The organism is Agrobacterium sp. FDAARGOS_525 (assembly GCF_003938925.1).
Lineage (GTDB): Bacteria > Pseudomonadota > Alphaproteobacteria > Rhizobiales > Rhizobiaceae > Agrobacterium > Agrobacterium pusense.
Map to the genome: position 1 here is coordinate 2542694 of NZ_RKIU01000003.1, position 20164 is coordinate 2562857.

Annotated in this window: 18 protein-coding genes, 1 tRNA gene and 1 pseudogene; 11 read left to right on the forward strand and 9 right to left on the reverse strand. The window is 59.7% G+C overall.

The annotated features are described in order from the left end of the window. The first annotated feature begins 82 nt into the window (after positions 1 to 82). The gene (gene dusA / locus EGT36_RS13825) at positions 83 to 1093 is read left to right on the forward strand and encodes a tRNA dihydrouridine(20/20a) synthase DusA (protein WP_037089192.1); all 1011 of its coding nucleotides are present in this window, start codon (positions 83 to 85) and stop codon (positions 1091 to 1093) included. Positions 1094 to 1099: 6 nt separating this feature from the next. Here dusA and EGT36_RS13830 read toward each other — a convergent pair whose 3' ends face one another. Both EGT36_RS13830 and uvrA read right to left on the reverse strand, forming a co-directional pair. Next, positions 1100 to 1900 (reverse strand): DUF72 domain-containing protein, encoded by an 801-nt coding sequence (locus tag EGT36_RS13830; protein WP_037089194.1) that lies wholly within the window; start codon positions 1898 to 1900, stop codon positions 1100 to 1102. Positions 1901 to 1956: 56 nt separating this feature from the next. Then, positions 1957 to 4878: an excinuclease ABC subunit UvrA gene (gene uvrA / locus EGT36_RS13835; RefSeq protein ID WP_037089196.1), complete on the reverse strand. Its 2922-nt coding sequence runs from the start codon at positions 4876 to 4878 to the stop codon at positions 1957 to 1959. 264 nt (positions 4879 to 5142) lie between these two features. Here uvrA and EGT36_RS13840 point away from each other — a divergent pair, with 264 nt between their 5' ends. Beyond that, positions 5143 to 5721, forward strand: a complete 579-nt coding sequence (locus tag EGT36_RS13840; RefSeq protein WP_048902810.1) for a single-stranded DNA-binding protein — start codon at positions 5143 to 5145, stop codon at positions 5719 to 5721. Between the two features lie 33 nt (positions 5722 to 5754). Continuing rightward, positions 5755 to 6018 carry a hypothetical protein gene (locus EGT36_RS13845; protein ID WP_286083960.1) on the forward strand — a complete coding sequence of 88 codons (264 nt, stop codon included), beginning with the start codon at positions 5755 to 5757 and terminating at the stop codon, positions 6016 to 6018. Positions 6019 to 6072: 54 nt separating this feature from the next. Here the strand turns inward: EGT36_RS13845 and EGT36_RS13850 are convergent, their stop codons facing one another. Continuing rightward, on the reverse strand, positions 6073 to 7221 hold the full coding sequence (locus tag EGT36_RS13850) for a CBS domain-containing protein (RefSeq protein ID WP_022556124.1): 1149 nt from the start codon (positions 7219 to 7221) through the stop codon (positions 6073 to 6075). Positions 7222 to 7348: 127 nt separating this feature from the next. Next, complete coding sequence (locus tag EGT36_RS13855; RefSeq protein ID WP_035208833.1) at positions 7349 to 7978, reverse strand: MarC family protein; 630 nt, start codon at positions 7976 to 7978, stop codon at positions 7349 to 7351. Between the two features lie 216 nt (positions 7979 to 8194). On the opposite strand from EGT36_RS13855, the gene gyrA reads away from it, so the two are divergent. Beyond that, complete coding sequence (gene gyrA, locus EGT36_RS13860) at positions 8195 to 10987, forward strand: DNA gyrase subunit A (protein WP_004441736.1); 2793 nt, start codon at positions 8195 to 8197, stop codon at positions 10985 to 10987. A 92-nt stretch (positions 10988 to 11079) separates the two neighbouring features. Here gyrA and EGT36_RS13865 read toward each other — a convergent pair whose 3' ends face one another. From EGT36_RS13865 to EGT36_RS13875, 3 genes are all read right to left on the reverse strand, one after another. After that, a complete protein-coding gene (locus tag EGT36_RS13865; protein ID WP_004441743.1) occupies positions 11080 to 11340 on the reverse strand; it encodes a hypothetical protein in 261 nt (86 codons plus the stop codon). Positions 11341 to 11422: 82 nt separating this feature from the next. After that, positions 11423 to 12916, reverse strand: a complete 1494-nt coding sequence (locus tag EGT36_RS13870) for a D-alanyl-D-alanine carboxypeptidase (RefSeq protein WP_077987111.1) — start codon at positions 12914 to 12916, stop codon at positions 11423 to 11425. 139 nt (positions 12917 to 13055) lie between these two features. Then, the gene (locus tag EGT36_RS13875) at positions 13056 to 13775 is read right to left on the reverse strand and encodes a hypothetical protein (RefSeq protein WP_125270473.1); all 720 of its coding nucleotides are present in this window, start codon (positions 13773 to 13775) and stop codon (positions 13056 to 13058) included. 131 nt (positions 13776 to 13906) lie between these two features. Here EGT36_RS13875 and EGT36_RS31035 point away from each other — a divergent pair, with 131 nt between their 5' ends. Then, positions 13907 to 14170: a hypothetical protein gene (locus EGT36_RS31035; protein WP_004441746.1), complete on the forward strand. Its 264-nt coding sequence runs from the start codon at positions 13907 to 13909 to the stop codon at positions 14168 to 14170. A gap of 15 nt (positions 14171 to 14185) precedes the next feature. Next, positions 14186 to 14413, forward strand: a complete 228-nt coding sequence (locus tag EGT36_RS13885; RefSeq protein ID WP_037089202.1) for a hypothetical protein — start codon at positions 14186 to 14188, stop codon at positions 14411 to 14413. A 277-nt stretch (positions 14414 to 14690) separates the two neighbouring features. Here EGT36_RS13885 and EGT36_RS30520 read toward each other — a convergent pair whose 3' ends face one another. Continuing rightward, the gene (locus EGT36_RS30520) at positions 14691 to 14993 is read right to left on the reverse strand and encodes a hypothetical protein (RefSeq protein WP_162702017.1); all 303 of its coding nucleotides are present in this window, start codon (positions 14991 to 14993) and stop codon (positions 14691 to 14693) included. On the opposite strand from EGT36_RS30520, the gene EGT36_RS13895 reads away from it, so the two are divergent. Continuing rightward, positions 14994 to 15083 (forward strand) — tRNA-Ser (locus EGT36_RS13895). A 123-nt stretch (positions 15084 to 15206) separates the two neighbouring features. Here EGT36_RS13895 and EGT36_RS13900 read toward each other — a convergent pair. Next, positions 15207 to 15543, reverse strand: a pseudogene (locus EGT36_RS13900) (hypothetical protein). A gap of 314 nt (positions 15544 to 15857) precedes the next feature. Here EGT36_RS13900 and EGT36_RS13905 point away from each other — a divergent pair. From EGT36_RS13905 to EGT36_RS13920, 4 genes are all read left to right on the forward strand, one after another. Further along, positions 15858 to 16946, forward strand: a complete 1089-nt coding sequence (locus tag EGT36_RS13905; RefSeq protein ID WP_006697463.1) for a septal ring lytic transglycosylase RlpA family protein — start codon at positions 15858 to 15860, stop codon at positions 16944 to 16946. Positions 16947 to 17017: 71 nt separating this feature from the next. Continuing rightward, the gene (locus tag EGT36_RS13910) at positions 17018 to 18190 is read left to right on the forward strand and encodes a D-alanyl-D-alanine carboxypeptidase family protein (protein WP_037092832.1); all 1173 of its coding nucleotides are present in this window, start codon (positions 17018 to 17020) and stop codon (positions 18188 to 18190) included. 137 nt (positions 18191 to 18327) lie between these two features. Then, positions 18328 to 19002: a dTMP kinase gene (tmk, locus tag EGT36_RS13915; RefSeq protein ID WP_037092834.1), complete on the forward strand. Its 675-nt coding sequence runs from the start codon at positions 18328 to 18330 to the stop codon at positions 19000 to 19002. Further along, the gene (locus tag EGT36_RS13920) at positions 18995 to 20020 is read left to right on the forward strand and encodes a DNA polymerase III subunit delta' (RefSeq protein ID WP_037092765.1); all 1026 of its coding nucleotides are present in this window, start codon (positions 18995 to 18997) and stop codon (positions 20018 to 20020) included. Before tmk ends, EGT36_RS13920 begins: the two co-directional genes overlap by 8 nt. Positions 20021 to 20164: the final 144 nt, after the last annotated feature.

Below are 20164 nucleotides of genomic sequence, written 5' to 3' on the forward strand. Positions count from 1 at the left end.
TTTCCAGTTCAAAATTGCCTCGCCTGCAAAACTGGCTTTTTACAGTCCTTTGCTGTAGAAGCCGGCGCAAAGAGGTTAATCCATGTACAGACAAGCGCTTGCAAGCGGCGAAAAAATCTTCGCCGTGGCCCCCATGATCGACTGGACCGATACGAGGTGCAGGTTTCTGCACCGGCAATTGTCGAAGCGTGCGCTGCTTTACACCGAAATGATCGTTGCCGACGCCATCATCCATGGCCAGCGTGACAGGCTGCTCGGTTATCACCCTCAGGAACACCCCGTCGCGTTGCAGCTCGGCGGGTCTGATCCGGCCAAGCTTGCCGAAGCGGTGCGGATCGCCGGGGACTACGGTTATGATGAAATCAATCTGAATGTTGGCTGTCCCTCGGATCGGGTGCAATCCGGCACCTTCGGCGCTTGCCTGATGCGCGAGCCTGATGTGGTGGCGCAATGTGTGGCCGCAATGAAGGCTGCCGCTAGTGTGCCGGTTACCGTGAAATGCCGGATCGGGGTGGATGAGCAGGAGCCGGAAGCGGTTCTGCCTGATTTTCTGAAGAGGGTTGTTGCGGCGGGCGCGGACGCGGTCTGGGTTCACGCGCGCAAAGCCTGGCTGCAGGGGCTTTCGCCAAAGGAAAACCGCGAAGTGCCGCCGCTCGATTATGACCTCGTCTATCGCATGAAGCGGGAAAATCCTGACGTCTTTATCGGCATCAACGGCGGCATCGCCGATCTCGATCAGGCGAGCGGACATCTCCAGCATATGGATGGCGTGATGCTCGGCCGGGCCGCCTATCACAACACCTCCATCCTTGCCGACGTCGACCATCGCATCTATGGCGAGGAGGCCCGCCACCCGGACTGGATGGCGCTGCGTGACGCGATGATGGCCTATGCCGCCGATTATATCGCCGCGGGCGGACGTCTCAACCACGTCACCCGCCATATGGTCGGACTGTTTCAGGGCATGCCCGGCGCGCGCCGTTTCCGGCAAATCCTCTCCAGCGATGCCACGAGGCCCGGGGCAGGGCCGGAGGTCATCGAGGCCGCTTTCGCCAGCATCGATGTCAGCGCCACGAAAGACATGGCGGGCTGAAAGCGCTCAGACCGCCTTTTGCAGTTCCTGCGCACCATTAGGCGCATTGACCTTGCCGCCGGTAATGAAGAAAGCGAAAACGTCGCGCGGGGTCTTCTCAACCTTCCGATCCGGCGCGATCAGCGGCAGATCGTCCGGCACACCGCCCCTCGCATAGGTCTTTACCCGCTCAGCCCAGTGCGCGATCTCTTTTTTCGGATAACAGGTCTCGATGTCGTCCTCGCCCTTCTGTAGGCGGCAATAAACGAAATCGGCCGTTACGTCAGGCAGCATCGGATAATCGTGATGGTCAGCGCAGACGACGGCGACCTTGTGCCTGGCAAGAAGTTCGATGAATTCCGGAACCTGAAATGTCGGGTTGCGCACCTCCACGACATGGCGAAGAGTGAGCCCGTCCTGCTTTTCGGGCAGCAGCGCCAGAAATGCACCGAAATCCTCCGCATCGAATTTTTTCGTGGGCGCAAACTGCCAGAGGATGGGACCGAGATGGGACCCGAGTTCCGTCAGCCCCTGCGTCAGGAACTTCGTCATCGACTCACCCGCCTCGGCCAGAACCCTGCGGTTGGTGACAAAGCGGCTTGCCTTTAGGGAAAACACGAAGTCCTCGGGCACTTCGGATGCCCATTTCGCAAAGGTCTCCGGTTTCTGGCTGCTGTAATAGGTGCCGTTCACCTCGATTGCCGTGAGCTGCCGGCTGGCGTGTTCCAGCTGGCGTTTTTTCGGCAGTTTTTCGGGATAAAAAGTGCCCTCCCAGGGCTCGAAGGTCCAGCCGCCGATACCGGTGCGGATCGTGCCTGATGTCGACATATCTAGTTCCTCCTCCGGCCTTCGGCCTTTCGAACCTTTGCGACGAAAGCTGCGGCTTACTCCGCAGCCTCCCGTTTTCCGGCCGGCCGGCGCTCCAGAAGCTCCTTCAGGAAGTGGCCGGTATAGGAACGCTCCACCTTGACGATGTCTTCCGGCGTGCCCGTGGCCACCACTTCGCCGCCGCCCGTACCGCCTTCAGGCCCGATATCGATGATCCAGTCCGCCGTCTTGATGACTTCGAGATTATGCTCGATCACCACCACGGAATTGCCCTGTTCCACCAGCGCATGCAGCATCTCGAGCAGCTTGTTGACGTCGTGGAAATGCAGGCCCGTCGTCGGCTCGTCGAGAATATAGAGCGTGCGGCCCGTCGAGCGCTTCGACAGTTCCTTGGCGAGCTTGACGCGCTGCGCCTCGCCGCCTGAAAGCGTATTGGCCTGCTGTCCGACCTTGATGTAACCGAGGCCGACATCGAAGAGCGATTGCAGCTTGTCGCGCACGGCGGGAACGGCGGCGAAAAATTCGACGCCCTCCTCAACCGTCATATCCAGCACGTCGGCGATGGATTTGCCCTTGAAGGTGACGTCCAGCGTCTCGCGGTTATAACGCTTGCCGTGGCAGACGTCGCAGGTGACGTAGACGTCAGGCAGGAAGTGCATCTCGATCTTGATCACCCCGTCGCCCTGGCAGGCCTCGCAGCGGCCACCCTTGACGTTGAAGGAGAAACGGCCGGGCGCGTAACCACGAGCCTTGGCTTCCGGCAGGCCGGCGAACCAGTCACGGATCGGCGTAAAGGCGCCGGTATAGGTGGCCGGGTTGGAGCGCGGCGTGCGTCCGATCGGCGACTGGTCGATATCGATCACCTTGTCGATGAATTCGAAACCATCGATGCGGTCGTGTTCGGCCGGGATTTCACGCGCGCCCATGACCCTGCGCGCCGCCGATTTATAGAGCGTCTCAATCAGGAAGGTGGATTTGCCGCCACCCGAAACCCCGGTTACGGCCGTGAAAACACCGAGCGGCACAGCGGCCGTGACATTCTTCAGGTTGTTGCCGCGTGCGCCAAAAACCTTGATCTCGCGGCCCTTCTTCGGTTTGCGGCGCTCAGCCGGCACGGCAACGCCGAGTTCACCGGAGAGATATTTGCCGGTCAGCGATTTCGGATTGGCCATCACTTCCTGCGGGGATCCTTCGGCAATCACCTGGCCGCCGTGAATACCGGCCGCCGGGCCGATATCGACCACATAATCCGCCGTCAGAATGGCGTCCTCATCATGTTCGACCACGATGACGGTGTTGCCGATATCGCGCAGATGTTTCAGCGTATCCAGCAGGCGCGCATTGTCGCGCTGGTGCAGGCCGATTGAGGGCTCATCGAGAACGTAGAGAACGCCGGTGAGGCCAGAGCCTATCTGCGAGGCCAGACGGATACGCTGGCTCTCCCCGCCCGACAGCGTGCCCGAATTGCGCGACATGCTGAGATAGTCCAGCCCCACATCGTTGAGGAATCGCAGGCGTTCGCGGATTTCCTTGAGGATACGGACGGCAATTTCATTCTGCTTCGCGTTCAGGCTTTCCGGCAGCACCTCGAACCAGTCGCGCGCCGTGCGGATCGACATTTCGGTGACTTCACCGATATGCAGCTTGTTGATCTTGACCGCCAGCGCTTCCGGCTTCAGGCGGTAACCGGCGCAGGCCGGGCAGGGGGCTGCCGACATGTAGCGCTCGATTTCCTCGCGCGCCCAGGCGCTGTCTGTCTCTTTCCAGCGCCGCTCCAGATTGGGCACGATGCCTTCGAAGTTCTTGACCGTCTTGTAGGAGCGGGCGCCGTCCTGGTAGTTGAACTCGATCTTGTCGTCAGTGCCCTGAAGAATGGCGTGCTGCGCCTCCTTCGAAAGATCGGACCACTTGCTCGAAAGCTTGAATCCGAAGGCTTTGCCGAGCGCTTCCAGCGTCTGGTTGTAATAGGGCGACGATGATTTTGCCCAGGGAGCAATGGCCCCGTCACGCAGGGTACGGGCCGGCTCCGGCACGATCAGGTTCTCATCCACCTTCTGCTGCGAGCCAAGGCCATCGCAGCTGGGGCAGGCGCCGAAGGGGTTGTTGAAGGAGAAGAGACGCGGCTCGATTTCCGGAATGGTGAAGCCGGAAACGGGGCAGGCGAATTTTTCCGAAAACAGCACCCGCTCATGGGTCTCGTTGAGAGACTTGTTGGCGGAACCACCGGCGGCTGTCTCTTCGGGCGGCAGGGGCCTGTCGGCAAATTCGGCAATTGCCAGCCCGTCGGCAAGCTTGAGGCAGGTCTCAAGGCTGTCGGCAAGACGCGCGGCCATATCCGGGCGCACGACGGCGCGGTCAACCACCACGTCAATGTCGTGTTTGTACTTCTTGTCGAGAGCAGGAACGTCGGCGATCTCGTAGAACTGGCCGTCCACCTTGACGCGCTGGAAGCCTTTCTTCATCAGCTCGGCAAGTTCTTTCTTGTACTCGCCTTTGCGGCCGCGCACGATCGGCGCGAGGATGTAAAGACGCGTGCCCTCCTCGAAAGCGAGGATGCGGTCGACCATCTGGCTGACCGTCTGGCTTTCAATCGGCAGGCCCGTGGCCGGCGAATAGGGGACACCGACACGCGCGAAGAGAAGGCGCATATAGTCGTAGATCTCGGTGACCGTGCCGACCGTGGAGCGCGGGTTGCGCGAGGTGGTCTTCTGTTCGATGGAGATTGCCGGCGACAGGCCCTCGATCTGGTCGACATCCGGCTTCTGCATCATTTCGAGGAACTGGCGCGCATAGGCCGAGAGGCTTTCGACATAACGGCGCTGGCCTTCGGCGTAGATCGTATCGAAGGCGAGCGACGACTTGCCTGAGCCGGAAAGCCCGGTCATGACGATCAGCTTGTTACGTGGCAGATCGAGATCGATACCCTTGAGATTGTGTTCACGGGCACCACGGATGGAAATCGTCTTCAGTTCACTCATGACAAGGCTCGGACAAAAATAACAGGCTGGATGGCGGCGCGTCCTTATGTAGTGACGCAGCCGGACGTGTCGAGGTCTATTCCCTATCGGTCGCAGCTTTTCACGATGCTTGACTCGAAATCTGCAATTCAATAGAACAAAAAAGGAACGAATTGCAAGCGCGAATGTCTGCCCCCACAGCTTAAGATTATTCTTTGTGGATAGTTCCATGCTTGCGGTGCCCTTTGCGGGCGGCGGCAGCTATTGTGTGCCGAATTTTTTGAAATGCAATTGCCGGTCATGATGGCCGGCGGACAGGATGACGAGATGGCTGGTAGCGTAAACAAGGTAATTCTGATCGGAAACGTGGGCGCTGATCCCGAAATCCGCCGGACGCAGGATGGCCGACCCATTGCCAACCTGCGCATCGCCACCTCGGAGACCTGGCGGGACCGCAACAGCGGCGAGCGCAAGGAAAAGACCGAGTGGCACACGGTCGTCGTGTTTAACGAAGGCCTGTGCAAGGTCGTCGAGCAATATGTGAAGAAGGGCGCCAAGCTCTATATCGAAGGCCAGTTGCAGACCCGCAAATGGCAGGACCAGACCGGTAACGACCGTTACTCCACCGAAATCGTGCTGCAGGGCTTCAACTCCACGCTGACCATGCTCGATGGTCGCGGTGAGGGCGGCGGCCGTAGCGGCGGCGGCGACTTCGGCGGCGGTAATGATTATGGCAGCGGCGGCGGCTCCAGCTATGGCGGCGGTTACGACCAGCAGTCCTCCTCGCGCGGCGGTTCTTCCCGTGGTGGCAACCAGCCTTCGGGCGGATTCTCCAACGACATGGATGACGATATCCCGTTCTGATCGAACCGGGGACGAAGAAACGTGTGACAGGAGGTGAGCTTGACTGACGAAACCCTGCAGCCAAAACAGCCCGCCACCTGGCGCATCATCCTCGCTTTTTTTCTCGACTTCTGGACGGCGTTTTTCGCCTCCGGATTTCTGGTCGCGACGGTAGCGGGAGGGCGGACGCCCGGAGGTTTTGCCCTCAACGGTGCGCCCGCCTTTATCGCCTTTGTGCTGATCATTGCCTATTTTGTCGTGCTCGGGCGGTTCTTCGGTGGCACACTGTGGCAGCGCCTTTTGAAGGCGAGACGCTGACATCGGGCTTTGCCGTTTTTTTTAAGAGAAGAACACTTCGACGCCCGGGGCAGTCTATGCCGCGACTTTATCGGCCAGCATCGCCACCATGACATCGGATTGCGACACGATGCCGACCATCTTACCCCTGGCGTCGATGACAGGCAGATAATGCAATCCTTCCTCCGCAAAGCGGATGATTGCTTCCTCGATTGGTGTTTCCGGCCGCACGGTTTTAACGGGCGATGTCATGATGTCCTTGACCGTATCGTTGGGGGCACTTGCGCCTGACAGGATGAGGCGAAGCCGCTGCAGGAAACCGATCGAGGGACGACCGTTTCTCCAGCTCGCCTTTTCCAGAAAGTCTGTCTGGGTGACGATGCCGACGATTTCGGCGCTGTCATTGGTGACGGGCAACGCCTTGAAATGATGGCTTTGCATCAGGGCATGCGCGTGGCGCAGGCTGTCATCAGGGGCGACGCCGACCACATCCCGCGACATGACACTTTCGCAATCGAGATGCAGCGCGCGACGCCGGTAGGAGCGCAACTCTGTCTTCCGCAGGATGGTTTCCAGCGCGTCGCGGTCGATATCGATGAACTCGTCATATTCCTTCAGCACGTCGTCGAGATCGGTGGAGGAAAAGCCGATTTTCTGGATGGGTGTCGGATCGGCTGTCCCGTGCGCGGCCTTGCCAAGCTTCAGACCGTGTGGATAGGCGCGGCCGGTGGCATTGTTGTAAGCGACGGCCAGGGCAAGAAGGATCAGCGAATTTCCGGCGACCGGCCACAACAGGAAACCATAGCCGAGGCCATGTATGGCAGGGCCGCCCAGAACGGCCGTCAGTGCCACCGCACCGCTCGGCGGATGCAGGCAGCGCAGCGCCATCATGGCGGCGATGGCCAGGCTGATGGCGAGCGCGCTTGCGAGGAACGGATCCGGAACCAGCAGCGCCACCGTCACCCCGACAAAAGCCGAGACGAAATTCCCGCACAGGATCGACCAGGGCTGCGCCAGCGGGCTGGAGGGTACGGCGAACAACAGGACGGCCGAAGCCCCCATCGGCGCGATCATGGCGGGCAGCGTGGGATCGAAACGAAGAGCGAAACTGGCGAGAATGCCAGTCAGCAGTATGCCGACGAAGGCGCCTGTGGCGGAGCGGAGCCTTTCCCTGTTGCTGACGGGTGCGGCATCGGGAATGATGCGGCGCAGCGTGGAACGCATGGAGATAACTTTCGAATCCGAAATGACACGCGTCTTTTAGCCGAAGCGCCAGCTGAATTTAAGGGAGGATTTTCCGGCATTTCAGCGGTGGCAGGAATTTATTGCGTTGGTGTCGCGCAGGGACGGCTCAGAACGCGAAGGCCGATTTTATGCCGTCGACAACGAACTGCACGGAAAGCGCGGCCAGCAGGACTCCGAGAAGCCGGGTAAGGATGGCGCGGCCGGTATTGCCGAGAAAGCGGTCCATCCGTTCCGAGACGATCAAGGCCGCGTAAACGAGGGCCATCGCGAAAGCGAGGATAAGGATGAGCACCACCATCTCGACCGTGGTCTTCATTGAGCCGGCAAGCAGAACGGTGGCGGAAATAGCACCTGGCCCGGCAATCAACGGCAGGGCCAGCGGGAAGACCGCGAGATTGTGGAGATGGTCCTTGGTAATGGCGATTTCCGAGGTCTTTTCCTTGCGCTCCTGGCGCTTTTCGAAAATCATTTCAAAGGCGATCCAGAACAGCAGAAGGCCGCCGGCGATGCGGAAGGCGCCCAGCGAAATTCCGAGCAGATTGAGGATTGCGAGGCCGAAGAGGGCAAAGACGGCAAGGATACCGAAAGCGATGATGGAGCCGCGCAACGCCACCTGGCTGCGCTGGTCACGGGTCATTCCGGCAGTCAGCGCCAGAAAGACGGGCGCAAGCCCCGGCGGATCGAGTGTGACCAGAAGTGTGGTAAGCGCATTGATGAGCGTTTCGCTGCTGGCCATTCTTTCCCCGTTGGTTTTGTTTTTAGGCCGGAGCCTACGCAAGTCGCGGGCACTTTGAAAGAGAGCGCCACGCATTTGGGCGGCTAAATCGTGAAAAGCGGCGTTCGTCTTGCAAATGACGCAAAAGCCTGTTCAAAACTCGCCGGGAAATTGGCTTAACGTGGCTGTTTCCGCTATAAAAATCCATCCGATTCTTAACAGAGAATGTGATCCGTTTTGACTGACCAGAGCCCCCCCGGCGGCGGAAAGCTTCCGCCAGGCATTGAACCGATTTCCATCATGGAGGAAATGCAGCGGTCGTATCTCGATTACGCCATGAGCGTTATCGTGTCCCGCGCGCTTCCCGATGTGCGAGACGGCCTGAAGCCGGTTCATCGCCGTATTCTGTACGGCATGTCCGAACTCGGCATCGACTGGAACAAGAAATACGTCAAATGCGCCCGCGTAACCGGGGACGTGATGGGTAAATTCCATCCGCACGGCAACTCGGCAATCTATGACGCGCTGGCGCGTATGGCGCAGGACTGGTCGCTCCGCCTGCCGCTGATCGACGGCCAGGGCAACTTCGGCTCCATCGACGGTGATCCGCCGGCCGCTGAACGTTATACCGAATGCCGTCTGGATAAGGCCGCGCATTCGCTGCTTGACGATCTCGACAAGGAAACGGTCGACTTCCGTGACAACTATGACGGCACCTTGCAGGAGCCGGTCGTCATTCCGGCCAAGTTCCCGAACCTGCTGGTCAACGGGGCAGGCGGCATCGCGGTCGGCATGGCCACGAACATCCCGCCGCATAACCTGTCAGAGGTTATCGATGGCTGTATCGCCCTGATCGATAATCCGGCGATCGAGCTGCCGGAACTGATGCAGATCATTCCGGGCCCTGATTTCCCGACCGGTGCGCTGATCATGGGCCGTTCCGGCATCCGCTCGGCTTACGAAACGGGCCGCGGATCGGTCATCATGCGTGGCCGCGCGACAATCGAGCCGATGCGTGGCGACCGCGAGCAGATCATCATCACCGAAGTTCCCTATCAGGTGAACAAGGCGTCGATGATCGAAAAAATGGCTGAGCTGGTCAAGGAAAAGCGCATCGAGGGCATTTCCGACCTGCGCGACGAATCTGACCGCCAGGGTTACCGCGTCGTCATCGAATTGAAGCGCGACGCCAATGCGGACGTCATCCTGAACCAGCTTTACCGCTACACACCGCTGCAGACCTCGTTTGGCTGCAACATGGTGGCGCTGAACGGCGGCAAGCCCGAGCAGATGACGCTGCTCGACATGTTGCGTGCTTTCGTGTCGTTCCGCGAAGATGTCGTCAGCCGTCGCACGAAATACCTGCTGCGCAAAGCGCGCGAGCGGGCGCATGTGTTGGTCGGTCTGGCGATTTCCGTCGCAAATATCGATGAGGTCATCCGCGTCATCCGGCATGCTCCCGATCCGGCTTCGGCACGAGAAGAACTGATGACGCGTCGCTGGCCTGCACAGGATGTGGAAAGCCTGATCCGCCTCATCGATGATCCGCGCCACCGCATCAACGAAGACGGGACTTACAACCTTTCCGAGGAACAGGCGCGCGCCATTCTCGAATTGCGCCTCGCACGTCTTACAGCGCTCGGCCGCGATGAAATTGGCGACGAGCTGAACAAGATCGGCGCTGAGATCAGCGAATATCTGGAAATCCTGTCATCACGCCTGCGCATCATGCAGATCGTCAAGGACGAGCTTTCCGCCGTCCGCGACGAATTCGGCACGCCACGCCGATCCGAGATCGTCGAGGGCGGTCCCGATATGGACGATGAAGACCTCATCGCCCGCGAAGACATGGTCGTGACCGTTTCGCATCTCGGTTACATCAAGCGCGTGCCGCTGACGACGTATCGTGCACAGCGTCGCGGCGGCAAGGGTCGCTCCGGCATGGCAACGCGCGATGAAGATTTCGTCAACCGTCTGTTCGTCGCCAACACCCACACGCCAGTCCTGTTCTTCTCCTCGCGTGGCATCGTCTACAAGGAAAAGGTCTGGCGTCTGCCGATCGGCACGCCGCAGTCCAAGGGCAAGGCCCTGATCAACATGCTGCCGCTGGAACCCGGCGAGCGCATCACCACCATCATGCCGTTGCCCGAGGACGAAACGACCTGGGAAACGCTTGACGTGATGTTCTCGACGACGCGCGGCACGGTTCGCCGCAACAAGCTCGGCGATTTCGTACAGGTCAACCGCAACGGCAAGATCGCCATGAAGCTGGACGAGGAGGGCGATGAAATCCTCTCCGTCGAAACCTGTACGGACCGCGACGATGTGCTGCTGACGACCGCGCTCGGCCAGTGCATCCGCTTCCCCGTGGACGATGTACGCGTCTTTGCCGGCCGCAATTCCGTCGGCGTGCGCGGCATCAACCTGGCCGAAGGCGACCGCATCATCTCCATGACCATTGTGGGCCATGTGGAAGCGGAGCCGTGGGAGCGTGCGGCTTACCTCAAGCGCTCGGCTGCCGAACGGCGTGCCGCAGGCGTGGACGAGGACGATATCGCGCTCGTCGGTGAGGAAGTAACGGAAGAGGGCGAACTCAGTGAGGAGCGCTACCAGGAACTGAAGGCGCGCGAAGAATTCGTGCTGACGGTTTCCGTGAAGGGCTTCGGCAAGCGTTCATCGTCTTACGATTTCCGCACTTCAGGCCGCGGCGGCAAGGGCATCCGCGCCACCGATACCGCGAAGACGTCGGAGATCGGTGAACTTGTCGCTGCCTTCCCGGTGGAAGAAGGCGACCAGATCATGCTGGTTTCCGATGGCGGACAGCTCATCCGCGTGCCTGTGAACGGCATCCGCATCGCCAGCCGCGCGACCAAGGGTGTGACAATCTTCTCGACCGCGAAGGATGAGAAGGTGGTTTCCGTGGAGCGCATCAACGAGCCTGAAGGCGACGACGAGGCTGAAAATGGCAATGGCGAGGAGGCGGATGACAATCTGCCAACCACGCCGGAGGCACCGGAAAGCGAGGCGTAAGCCGCCTCGTTTTTCACATCAGGATCAACAAAAACCCCGCGGTGCCTGTGCGCCGCGGGGTTTTTCTTTGGGTTTCCGTCTGGTGCGGTCTGTCAGCGAATACGTATATGAACCGGTGAGCGCCCCGACCGACGGGCGACGTGCAGGTGAATGCTGGCTTCCGGCTGGTTGGCGCGCCAGGCACGGGCGCCATGCGAGAGCAGCAACGCCACGAGATCACGCGTTTTTGCCTTGGAACGGTTGAGACCGAGATCGGCGATACGCATCGCCGCCTCATGAATGGGATGCAGAACCGACAGGCTGCCATGCCCGTTGCCAGACGCAATGTCCGAATAATTCTCGTTGACTGCCATCTTGGAAAGCCTCGCTACTCATTACACAATTCGAGGAGACAGGCGATGTTCGAAACAGAGAGCACCGCCTGCGGGAACGTCTTCACTGAAGGGATGCCCAGCAGCTGACGCCTTTCTTTTTCAATGCATTGCATGCATTCACCGCGGCGTTCTGGCCGTCGAAGCCGCCGAAACGGGCGCGGTATATCTGGGAGCCGTCCTTGCTGTAGGCCACCGTGAAGGGCTTGGCGGAACGCAGTGCCGCACCGCCTTTTTCCTGGGCGCTCTGCAGCAGGCCGCGCGCGGAATTTTCGTCCGGCGATGCGCCAATCTGGATGACCCAGCCGCCCTGCGGCGCGTCAGACCTTGCCGCAACGGAAGGTACGGAGGCTGCGGAAGCCGAGGTGGAAGCCGTGACGATATTATCGACCTTGGTGGAATTGGTTATCAGCTTGCGATCGGGCGCGGAGGGCGCCTGACGGATGGGGTCTTTACCCTTCTGCCAGGTAGCCGCTTCCATTGCCTTGACGGCTGCATTGGAAGAAGATCCAGCAAAGGCGGTAACCGGCGCTTCCTCGTAACGCGTCTGCGGAACGGGTCCGGCATTGGGCAGGCCGGCATCCGTCGCGGCGACGGCGACAGAGGGAACGGCGGCGGCCACAGCGACCGGCTCTTCGACCGGGGCGGAACGCGTCTGTGCAATCAGGTTGCTGTTGCCGCCACGCGACGCCTGCGGCAGATAGGTTGCAACCAGTTTGCGCATGGTGGCGTCACGGGCGGCGCTGGAGCGACCGCCGAGGACGACGGCGACAATGGAGCGCCCGTCGAGCTGCGCGGAGGTGGCAAGATTGCTGCCGGCTGCACGCGTGTAACCGGTCTTGATACCGTCGACGCCCTTCACGGTTCCGACGAGGCGATTGTGATTGCCGATTACCTGCTTGCCGAAATTAAAGGTGCGGGTGGAGAAGTAACCGTAATATTGCGGAAAATGCTGGCGAAGCGCGATGCCGAGGCGGGCTTGGTCGCGCGCCGTGGTCATCTGGGCTGTATTGGGCAGCCCGTTGGCATTGCGGTAGGTCGTGCGCGTCATGCCCAGGGCACGGGCCTTTGCGGTCATCATTCTGGCGAAACGGTCTTCTGAGCCGCCGAGATATTCGCCGAGCGCCGTCGCCATGTCGTTGGCCGACCGGGTAACGAGAGCAAGGATCGCCTGCTCGACCGTAATGCTGCCGCCAGCGCGCACACCGAGTTTGGACGGCGGCTCCTTGGCTGCATTCGCCGAAACCGGCACCTTGGAATCAAGAGAGATACGTCCGGCACTGAGGGCTTCGAACGTCAGATAAAGCGTCATCATCTTTGTGAGCGAAGCCGGGTAACGCAGCCCGTCGGGATCCTCGCCGTAAAGCACCTTGCCGGTCTTCGCATCGATGACGATGCCCGCATATTTCGGATCGGCCTTTGCGGTCTGGACGGATGTTGCGGTTATGAACGCCGCCGCAAGTGTCAACGCCACAAACCTTACAAAAGACCCTGTACCCGCTTTGCGCGAATGTGCCCAAGATAGACTTTTCAACACTGCTGAACTCTTCAATCGCATATTTATGTTCCGCTCGGACACGCCCCGCCCGAATGCTCCGGGTAGAAACTTTATCGGGATGGCGTTACCAAGTGGTTTATGAAAGGTATCCGCCTTCCATAAAATGCGACTTTTCACACGCGATCTGTCTCGTGCCGTGTCACGGGTTTTCGTCTTTTACGAGGCGTTTCTCGACATAGCGTGTCACGGCTGCGTCTAGCGCCTGCCATTGCGGCAGCAGGTTGGCCGAGAATCGGTAGAACAGGCTCAGGTCCTGGCCGACTTGGATATCTCTCTGACAATCGCTACCCGTTGTTTCCTGAGGCGTCTGCGGCAGCAGGCAGCGCACCACATAGACGCTTTCGCCGTCGCGTCGGCCGGTCAATATGACTTCCTTGCCATAACCGGAATCAGCGCGCAGCCGATGGAGCAGCAGACCGTGCTTCAGGGGCGTCGGCTCACCTTCTATAAGTCTGGTATAAATCGGCTCGAAACGTCCTGACATGTCCTGCGACATGGTGCTTTGCGACAGCTGAACGAAAATCAGCCCGACTGCATTTTTCGGATCGTCGAAAAGGGCACGATTCGAATCTCGATACCCCGCAAGGTCGGGCCAGGTGAGGTAGAGGTCGGCGCGCTCATGTGCACCACTGTCACGATCAGACGGATTCCGAAGGGTGTTTTTTGCGAGTTTCAGCCGGTCGTTGCCGATGGTGATCTCCACTTCGTCGGTCGACGTGGTGTGTCCCGCCTGAATAATTCTGTCGCCATACCATTTCATGCCGAAATTGAGCGCAGTGAGAAGGGCGGCAAGGGCTCCGCATATGACGATGACGCGTCTTATGAGAGAAGAGGAAAGGAAGCCTGTGTCGCTATGCATGAGCTTTCAAACTCGTTCTGTCCGCCGGGTTTTCGGCGCGGAAATAATAGGCAAAGCTTTAACCCGCGGCGATCGCCATTGAAATGATGTTTTGCCGCTGCTACCTGATAAGCGCAAGCAAAGGACGGCATATGGCAGCGCGTGACAGATATTCCCGGAAACTCGAATGTTCCAAATGTGGCCATCAGGGTTTTGCCGAGGCGTCCGAGTCGGATGACAAAACCCGCCGGGACGTTGATTTCCGCATTGACGAAATGCCCCGGGGATTTCGCGCAGAACGCCCTTCGGGCGACCCAACCGACTTCATGATCCGCTGCGCCCAATGCGGCAACATATTCCGCTTCCTGCAGAAAACCGCCTATGCGCCGGGAGGCGAGCCGCGCGTCAAGGCCTGAACGGAAGGTGCCGGCATGACTTTACCGCAACAGCCCAACGGAGCGCCGCAAAGGCGCAAACCAATCTGGCCCTGGATCGTTCTGCTGGTGCTCACGCTCTGCGCGATCTATTCCTATAACCGCGCCAACGAAATCATCGCCGAGTTGTCCGATACCTTGCCGCCGGCGCTGCTGAACCTCTTCGAGGACATTCTCCGGGGGGAAGGCCGGCACGGCCATGGCGGGCCCAGCATCGGCGTTTGAGCGAGACGCCCGCCGTAAAGGGTCGCCCATCCTCCGGCCGCACATCATGTCATGACCATAAAAGAAAAAAGCCCCGCAAAGAGGCGGGGCAGGTTGATCGCTCGGGGAAAGTTGGGCAATGCCCGGGAGCGATGAGTGGGATATAAGAGACAATGGTGCGGACGCGATAGGCCACTTCCGTCCCAAACAGTACGCCGATGCACAAATTTCACTTAATCCGCAGATTTTTGAACGATGAATTTGACGGATCTGTAAGACAACTTGACAGGCTTTCGCTTTATTCTTTGCTCGCCTCGAATTGCACATATTCTCCTTTAACGTAACGTGACATGAGCAGACGCATGGATAAATCCGGAATCCTCTTTGTGGCGCTTTTGTTGGTGCTTGTTGCAATCGTTTTGAGCCTTACGCTGTTCGATACAGCGCAGCAGGTCCCTTCGATACCTTCAGGTGACGGCTCCCTGCTGCCGCCTGCAGCGACCCCGGGGCAATGATCCGCCAACTGTGAGAGAAGGAAGACGATGCTTGTCGGAGCGGGATTGACGCCCTTTTTCAAACCGCTATAAAGCCTCACCACCATGGATGGGTGTCCGAGTGGTTTAAGGAACCGGTCTTGAAAACCGGCGTGCGTGAGAGCGTACCGTGGGTTCGAATCCCACCCCATCTGCCATCAAGCGCAACATCATTCGAATAATGTCGCGACGAGGCGTGTTCCCGCAGCGTTTGGGCATCGCGTACATTCCGTACGAATAAGAAACCCGCCTTTCGGCGGGTTCCAGGCAGCGGTTGTGGATCAGATTTCCGGACAGCCTCGTTCATTTGCGAAGGTGATCCGGTCCGGTCCCCGGCGCGTGAAGCCTTCGACAACAACGCGGCCCGGCGTGACGCGCACGACTTCGGGATCACGAAGGCCTGCTTCACGGGCCGCAGCGGGCTTCGCGTTCGCTGCAGCCACGCATGCGTGGAGGACCCCGGCGGTCCATGTCCCGATCACGGTCGCGGATGACGGGACGGACGCCATCCGGGCCGATTCTGAGCTCCATATCCTGGGCACCGGCAGGCATAGGTGCGGCGAAGGATACCAGGGCGATGCCAATCGCCAGACCTGTGGTTTTCATAAAATTTATCATGTTTCCTCCCTCAGCCGAAACCGGCGGAAGCTCGTTTGTTTGCGCGGAGAAAACGCGGTTACCGCTACTTTGTTCCTTGCGAGGCTGCGAGGGGAGGACTTGCGGCGGGCGGATTCCGCCGTGGAGGGCGTGCCGAAAAGATAGAAATCATTAACCACGTTCGTTACAATTTTATCGAATTTGCAAAAGTCGTTCGCATTTTCGCCACGTTATGCACAAGATTAAGCGACTGTTAGGTGCTTCGATGGCAGGGGCAATATCGAGGCAAGTGAGGGTGCGGTTCTCCGAGCCAATAGCAGCGTGGGGCAGACGATTTGAATTCTACGGTCAAGAAAACAGGCATCAGCGCCAGGTCGGGCGTGAAGTGGCTTGCAATTTCCGTGCTTTGCGCTGCAACGGCGTCGTGTTCCACCACCTCCGAGACAAAGCCTAAGCCCAAGCGCAGCAAGGAATATTTCTCCGAATCCGAATATGGCGTGAAGGCCAGCCCGCGCGTTGCCGATGGAAAGAACATCCCGAAGGGTGGCGGACGCGAGCTGCTGGGTAACGCCTATACCGTCAAGGGCCGCCGTTACTTCCCGAAAGAAGAGCCGGGCTACAACAAGGTTGGCCTTGCTTCCTGGTATGGCTCTGCCTTCCATGGACGCCTCACGGCCAATGGCGAGGTTTACGACAAGGAACATCTTTCCGCCGCACATCCGACATTTCCGCTGCCGAGCTACGCGCGCATCACCAATATGGATAATGGCGCGTCGGTGCTCGTCCGTGTCAACGACCGTGGTCCGTTCCACGAGGGCCGTCTGATCGACGTTTCCAGCAAGACGGCAGATCTTCTGGACATGAAGGCGACGGGGACAGCAAATGTACGGGTTCAATATGCGGGCCGTGCGCCGCTCGACGGCCATGACATGCCTTACCTGATGGCTTCCTATATTCCGAAGGGTTCGCGTTCGCCGGGCGTCGCGCCTGAAGGGCAGATCGCGACCGGCGTGATGGTTGCTTCGGCCTCGCCGAATTTCGTGCCGGCGCCGACATCGAACCCGAATTATGCCGGCTCGGCTCAGACCGCGCTCGTCGGTTCCAAGAAGAATGCGGCGCTTCAGGCCATGCCACTCGTCAACGGTGTACAGCCCGCATTCGAACAATTCGCGATCCTACCGGAAATCGGCCCGATCCTGGCGGAGCGCCCCGAAGGTAACTTCCTGCGGGAACCAGCGGCTCCAGGCGGCAATTATCTGCGTGTGCCCACGCCGTCTTCCAAATATGCAGCGGCCTATTCCGAAGAATCCGCCGCCGTATCCAAAACCGCAAAGGTGTTCGACACCGTGCTCGTCAATCGTGACGGCTTGAGCGAAGAGTCGATCCTCGCCCATGTGAAGCGTCAGCAGGCGAAGTCACGCTAACGGATTGAGGACACCGCCGCACCGTTCTCATGGCGGGTGGCCGGTTGTGGCAGACAGCACTGGGCGGTTTCATGCGCAAGACCTTTCATCGCTCCTATCTGTCGGCCGTCGCGGCGGCCGCTTTTGCATTTTTGAGCGCCGGCGCGGCGCAATCGCAGACTGCACCCTTCATCGCCAAGGCCGAGCAGGCCTATATGATCGATGCCGAGACCGGTACGGTGCTACTTGCCCAAAATGAGGATCAGTCCTTTCCACCCGCATCGCTTGCCAAGCTGATGACGGTGGAGGTGGTGCTGGATGCGCTGTCGAAAGGACAGCTGGCGTCGGAAACGGCCTATCCCGTTTCGGAATATGCCTGGCGCACGGGCGGAGCCCCATCGCGAACGTCAACCATGTTCGCCGCCCTGAAATCCTCCGTTGGCATCAATGACCTTTTGACCGGAATCATCGTGCAGAACGCCAATGACGGCTGCATCATCATCGCCGAAGGCATGGCGGGATCGGACGCTGCCTTTGCCAAGCGCATGACGGCACGGGCCGGCGAACTTGGCATGAACCGCAGCACGTTTGCCAATTCCACCGGACTTCCCGATTCCGGAAACCAGACGACCGCCAGGGACATGGTGCGCCTTGCCCAGCATCTGCATGACACCTATCCCGACCGCTACTCGTTGTTTACGAAGCCGGACTTCGAATGGAACCGGATTTTCCAGCGCAACAAGAACACGTTGCTGATGCCGGGAAGCGGTATAGACGGTCTTGGCCTCGGTTTTGCAGAAGGCAGCGGTTTTGCCGCCGTGGTTTCGGCGGAGCGGGAAGGGCGCCGCATCTATCTGGCGCTTGCCGGCATCGCAGACGACAAGACGCGGCAGGAGGAAGCGCGCAGAGTGGTGGACTGGGGCCTGACCGCCTTCGAAAAACGCCGCCTGTTCAGCAAAGATGAAGTGGTTGGCTCCGTCAGCGTGTATGGCGGCGATGCCTCCTATGTCGACCTTTCTCCGAAGGACGATGTCAGCGTCCTGGTGCCCGTCAACAATCCGGAACGCCTCTCCGGACGTATCGTCTATCGCTGGCCGCTGAACGCGCCGCTCGATGTCGGGGCGAATGCCGGAACGCTGAAGATATTCTCGGGCGAGCGTCTAATGCGCGAAGTGCCGCTCTATACGAAGAGCCGGGTGAACAAGGGTTCGCTCACCCAGAATGCCGCAGGAGCATTGAAAGAACTTCTGCTGTTCTGGCTGTGAAGTGCGGTTCAGCACGCGCCATTTCTCCTATGCTTTTGTTCAGGCACCGGTTTTTCTGAAAAGCGCTTCACACATTTCGGTCCGATGCTGTAAACAGGCATTTCAACATTGACGTGAATTCCTTGCAGGACGTGACATTGGCCGAAAAGACCGGATTGTTCATCAGCTTCGAAGGCGGCGAAGGCGCCGGCAAATCGACGCAGATTCGCACGCTTGCCGAGGCGCTTCGCGATCGTGGCTTCAAGGTGGTCGTAACGCGTGAGCCCGGCGGTTCGCCGGGTGCGGAGGCCGTAAGACATGTTCTCCTATCCGGTGCGGCGGAGCCCTTTGGCGTCCGGATGGAAGCCATCCTGTTCGCCGCAGCGCGCAACGATCACGTCGAAGAGGTCATTCGCCCTGCGCTGGAGCGCGGCGAGATCGTGCTCTGCGACCGGTTTCTCGATTCATCCCGCGTCTATCAGGGCACGACCGGCAATCTGGAGCCGGATTTCATCGAGACGCTGCAGCGCATCGCGATTGATGGCGTCGTTCCGGAGCTGACACTGATTTTCGATATCGCTGCCGAAAAAGGCCTTGCCCGCGCCAGAAAGCGTGCGGAAGAAGGCGCGAAGCCCGATCGCTTCGAGAAAGAGGAAATCGAAACCCACGAGAAGCGGCGGGAAGCCTATCTCGATATCGCGCTTGCCGAGCCGCGTCGCTGCCGCATCGTCAATGCCGATCAGCCGGAAGAAAAAGTTGCGGAGGATGTCATGTCCTTCGTCGAGCCCTTGCTCGAACAGCTGGGGACCGAGGCGGGCAGGGCGCATGAGTGAGGTCCAGGGCGTTCTCGACGGTGCAATCGCGCCGCAGCAGAACACGACGCTTTTTGGCCATGAGGAGGCGGAGGCGTTTCTCGCGCAGTCCTATCGCTCTGGCAAAGGCCATCATGCCATTCTCATCGAAGGGCCGGAGGGCATCGGCAAGGCGACGCTCGCTTTCCGTTTCGCCAATCATGTATTGAACCATCCCGATCCTTTGTCGGCGCCGGAGTTTCTGCCGGACCCCGATCCGCAGTCGCTGGTCAGCCGGCAGATCACCGCCGGCGCCTCGCATAACCTGCTGCATCTCACCCGGCCCGTGGATGAAAAGACCGGCCGCGTGAAATCCGCCATCACGGTGGACGAGGTGCGACGGGCAGGGCATTTTTTCTCGCAGACCTCGGGCACCGGCAACTGGCGCATCGTCATCATCGATCCCGCCGATGATCTCAACCGCAATGCCGCGAACGCGATCCTGAAAATACTGGAAGAGCCGCCCAAAAGGGCGATGTTTCTCGTGCTCTCCCACGCACCGGGAAAATTGCTGCCGACAATCCGCTCACGCTGCATGCCGCTCAGGCTGCTGCCGCTTTCGGATTCGGCCATGGTGCAGGCGCTCGATCATCTCGGCATAAATCTCTCGGAGGAAAAGCGCGATGCCCTGCTTGCCGCCTCCAAGGGTAGCGTTGCGCAGGCGCTGAAGCTGCTGAACTACGGCGGCTCCGATATTGTCGAGGCCCTTGCCGCAGTCATGAATGCCGACGGGCCGGGCGCCCGCAAACAGATGCACAAGCTCGCCGAGATCCTGGCCCAGAAGGATGGCGACATCGTCCTCGGTTTTTTCATGGAACATGTAACGGAAGATCTGATGGCGCGCGCGCGCGCGGCGGCCATGACGGGCGATATCACGGCTGCGGAAAGGCTGGCACGGCTTTCTTCGGCGCTCTCGGAACGCATCACCGTGGCGCAGGCCTATAATCTTGACAAGAAACAGATGGTGATTTCCATTCTTGAGGATATCCGGGGCGTCTAAGGCCGGAAAATCGTGAGGACCGAAGTTGCCTTTTCGGATTGGCCCACTCTAAGCCGCATTACCCCCGGGATTGACACGGGAATCCACAACCCGCTGAAATTAATGGATACTCGGCTCGAGCCCGAGGATGACGAATAGTCGGCA

Excerpts from the sequence above, each read along its gene's own strand:
- EGT36_RS13865 (WP_004441743.1), bottom strand. The coding sequence starts at position 11,340 with ATGGCAGTCAACGAGAATTATTCGGACATTGCGTCTGGCAACGGGCAT.
- EGT36_RS13830 (WP_037089194.1), bottom strand. The coding sequence starts at position 1,900 with ATGTCGACATCAGGCACGATCCGCACCGGTATCGGCGGCTGGACCTTC.
- EGT36_RS31035 (WP_004441746.1), top strand. The coding sequence starts at position 13,907 with ATGGCAGCGCGTGACAGATATTCCCGGAAACTCGAATGTTCCAAATGT.
- dusA (WP_037089192.1), top strand. The coding sequence starts at position 83 with ATGTACAGACAAGCGCTTGCAAGCGGCGAAAAAATCTTCGCCGTGGCC.
- EGT36_RS13910 (WP_037092832.1), top strand. The coding sequence starts at position 17,018 with ATGCGCAAGACCTTTCATCGCTCCTATCTGTCGGCCGTCGCGGCGGCC.
- EGT36_RS13840 (WP_048902810.1), top strand. The coding sequence starts at position 5,143 with ATGCAATTGCCGGTCATGATGGCCGGCGGACAGGATGACGAGATGGCT.
- EGT36_RS30520 (WP_162702017.1), bottom strand. The coding sequence starts at position 14,993 with ATGGTGGTGAGGCTTTATAGCGGTTTGAAAAAGGGCGTCAATCCCGCT.
- EGT36_RS13855 (WP_035208833.1), bottom strand. The coding sequence starts at position 7,978 with ATGGCCAGCAGCGAAACGCTCATCAATGCGCTTACCACACTTCTGGTC.
- EGT36_RS13850 (WP_022556124.1), bottom strand. The coding sequence starts at position 7,221 with ATGCGTTCCACGCTGCGCCGCATCATTCCCGATGCCGCACCCGTCAGC.
- EGT36_RS13920 (WP_037092765.1), top strand. The coding sequence starts at position 18,995 with ATGAGTGAGGTCCAGGGCGTTCTCGACGGTGCAATCGCGCCGCAGCAG.
- uvrA (WP_037089196.1), bottom strand. The coding sequence starts at position 4,878 with ATGAGTGAACTGAAGACGATTTCCATCCGTGGTGCCCGTGAACACAAT.
- EGT36_RS13875 (WP_125270473.1), bottom strand. The coding sequence starts at position 13,775 with ATGCATAGCGACACAGGCTTCCTTTCCTCTTCTCTCATAAGACGCGTC.
- EGT36_RS13870 (WP_077987111.1), bottom strand. The coding sequence starts at position 12,916 with ATGCGATTGAAGAGTTCAGCAGTGTTGAAAAGTCTATCTTGGGCACAT.
- EGT36_RS13885 (WP_037089202.1), top strand. The coding sequence starts at position 14,186 with ATGACTTTACCGCAACAGCCCAACGGAGCGCCGCAAAGGCGCAAACCA.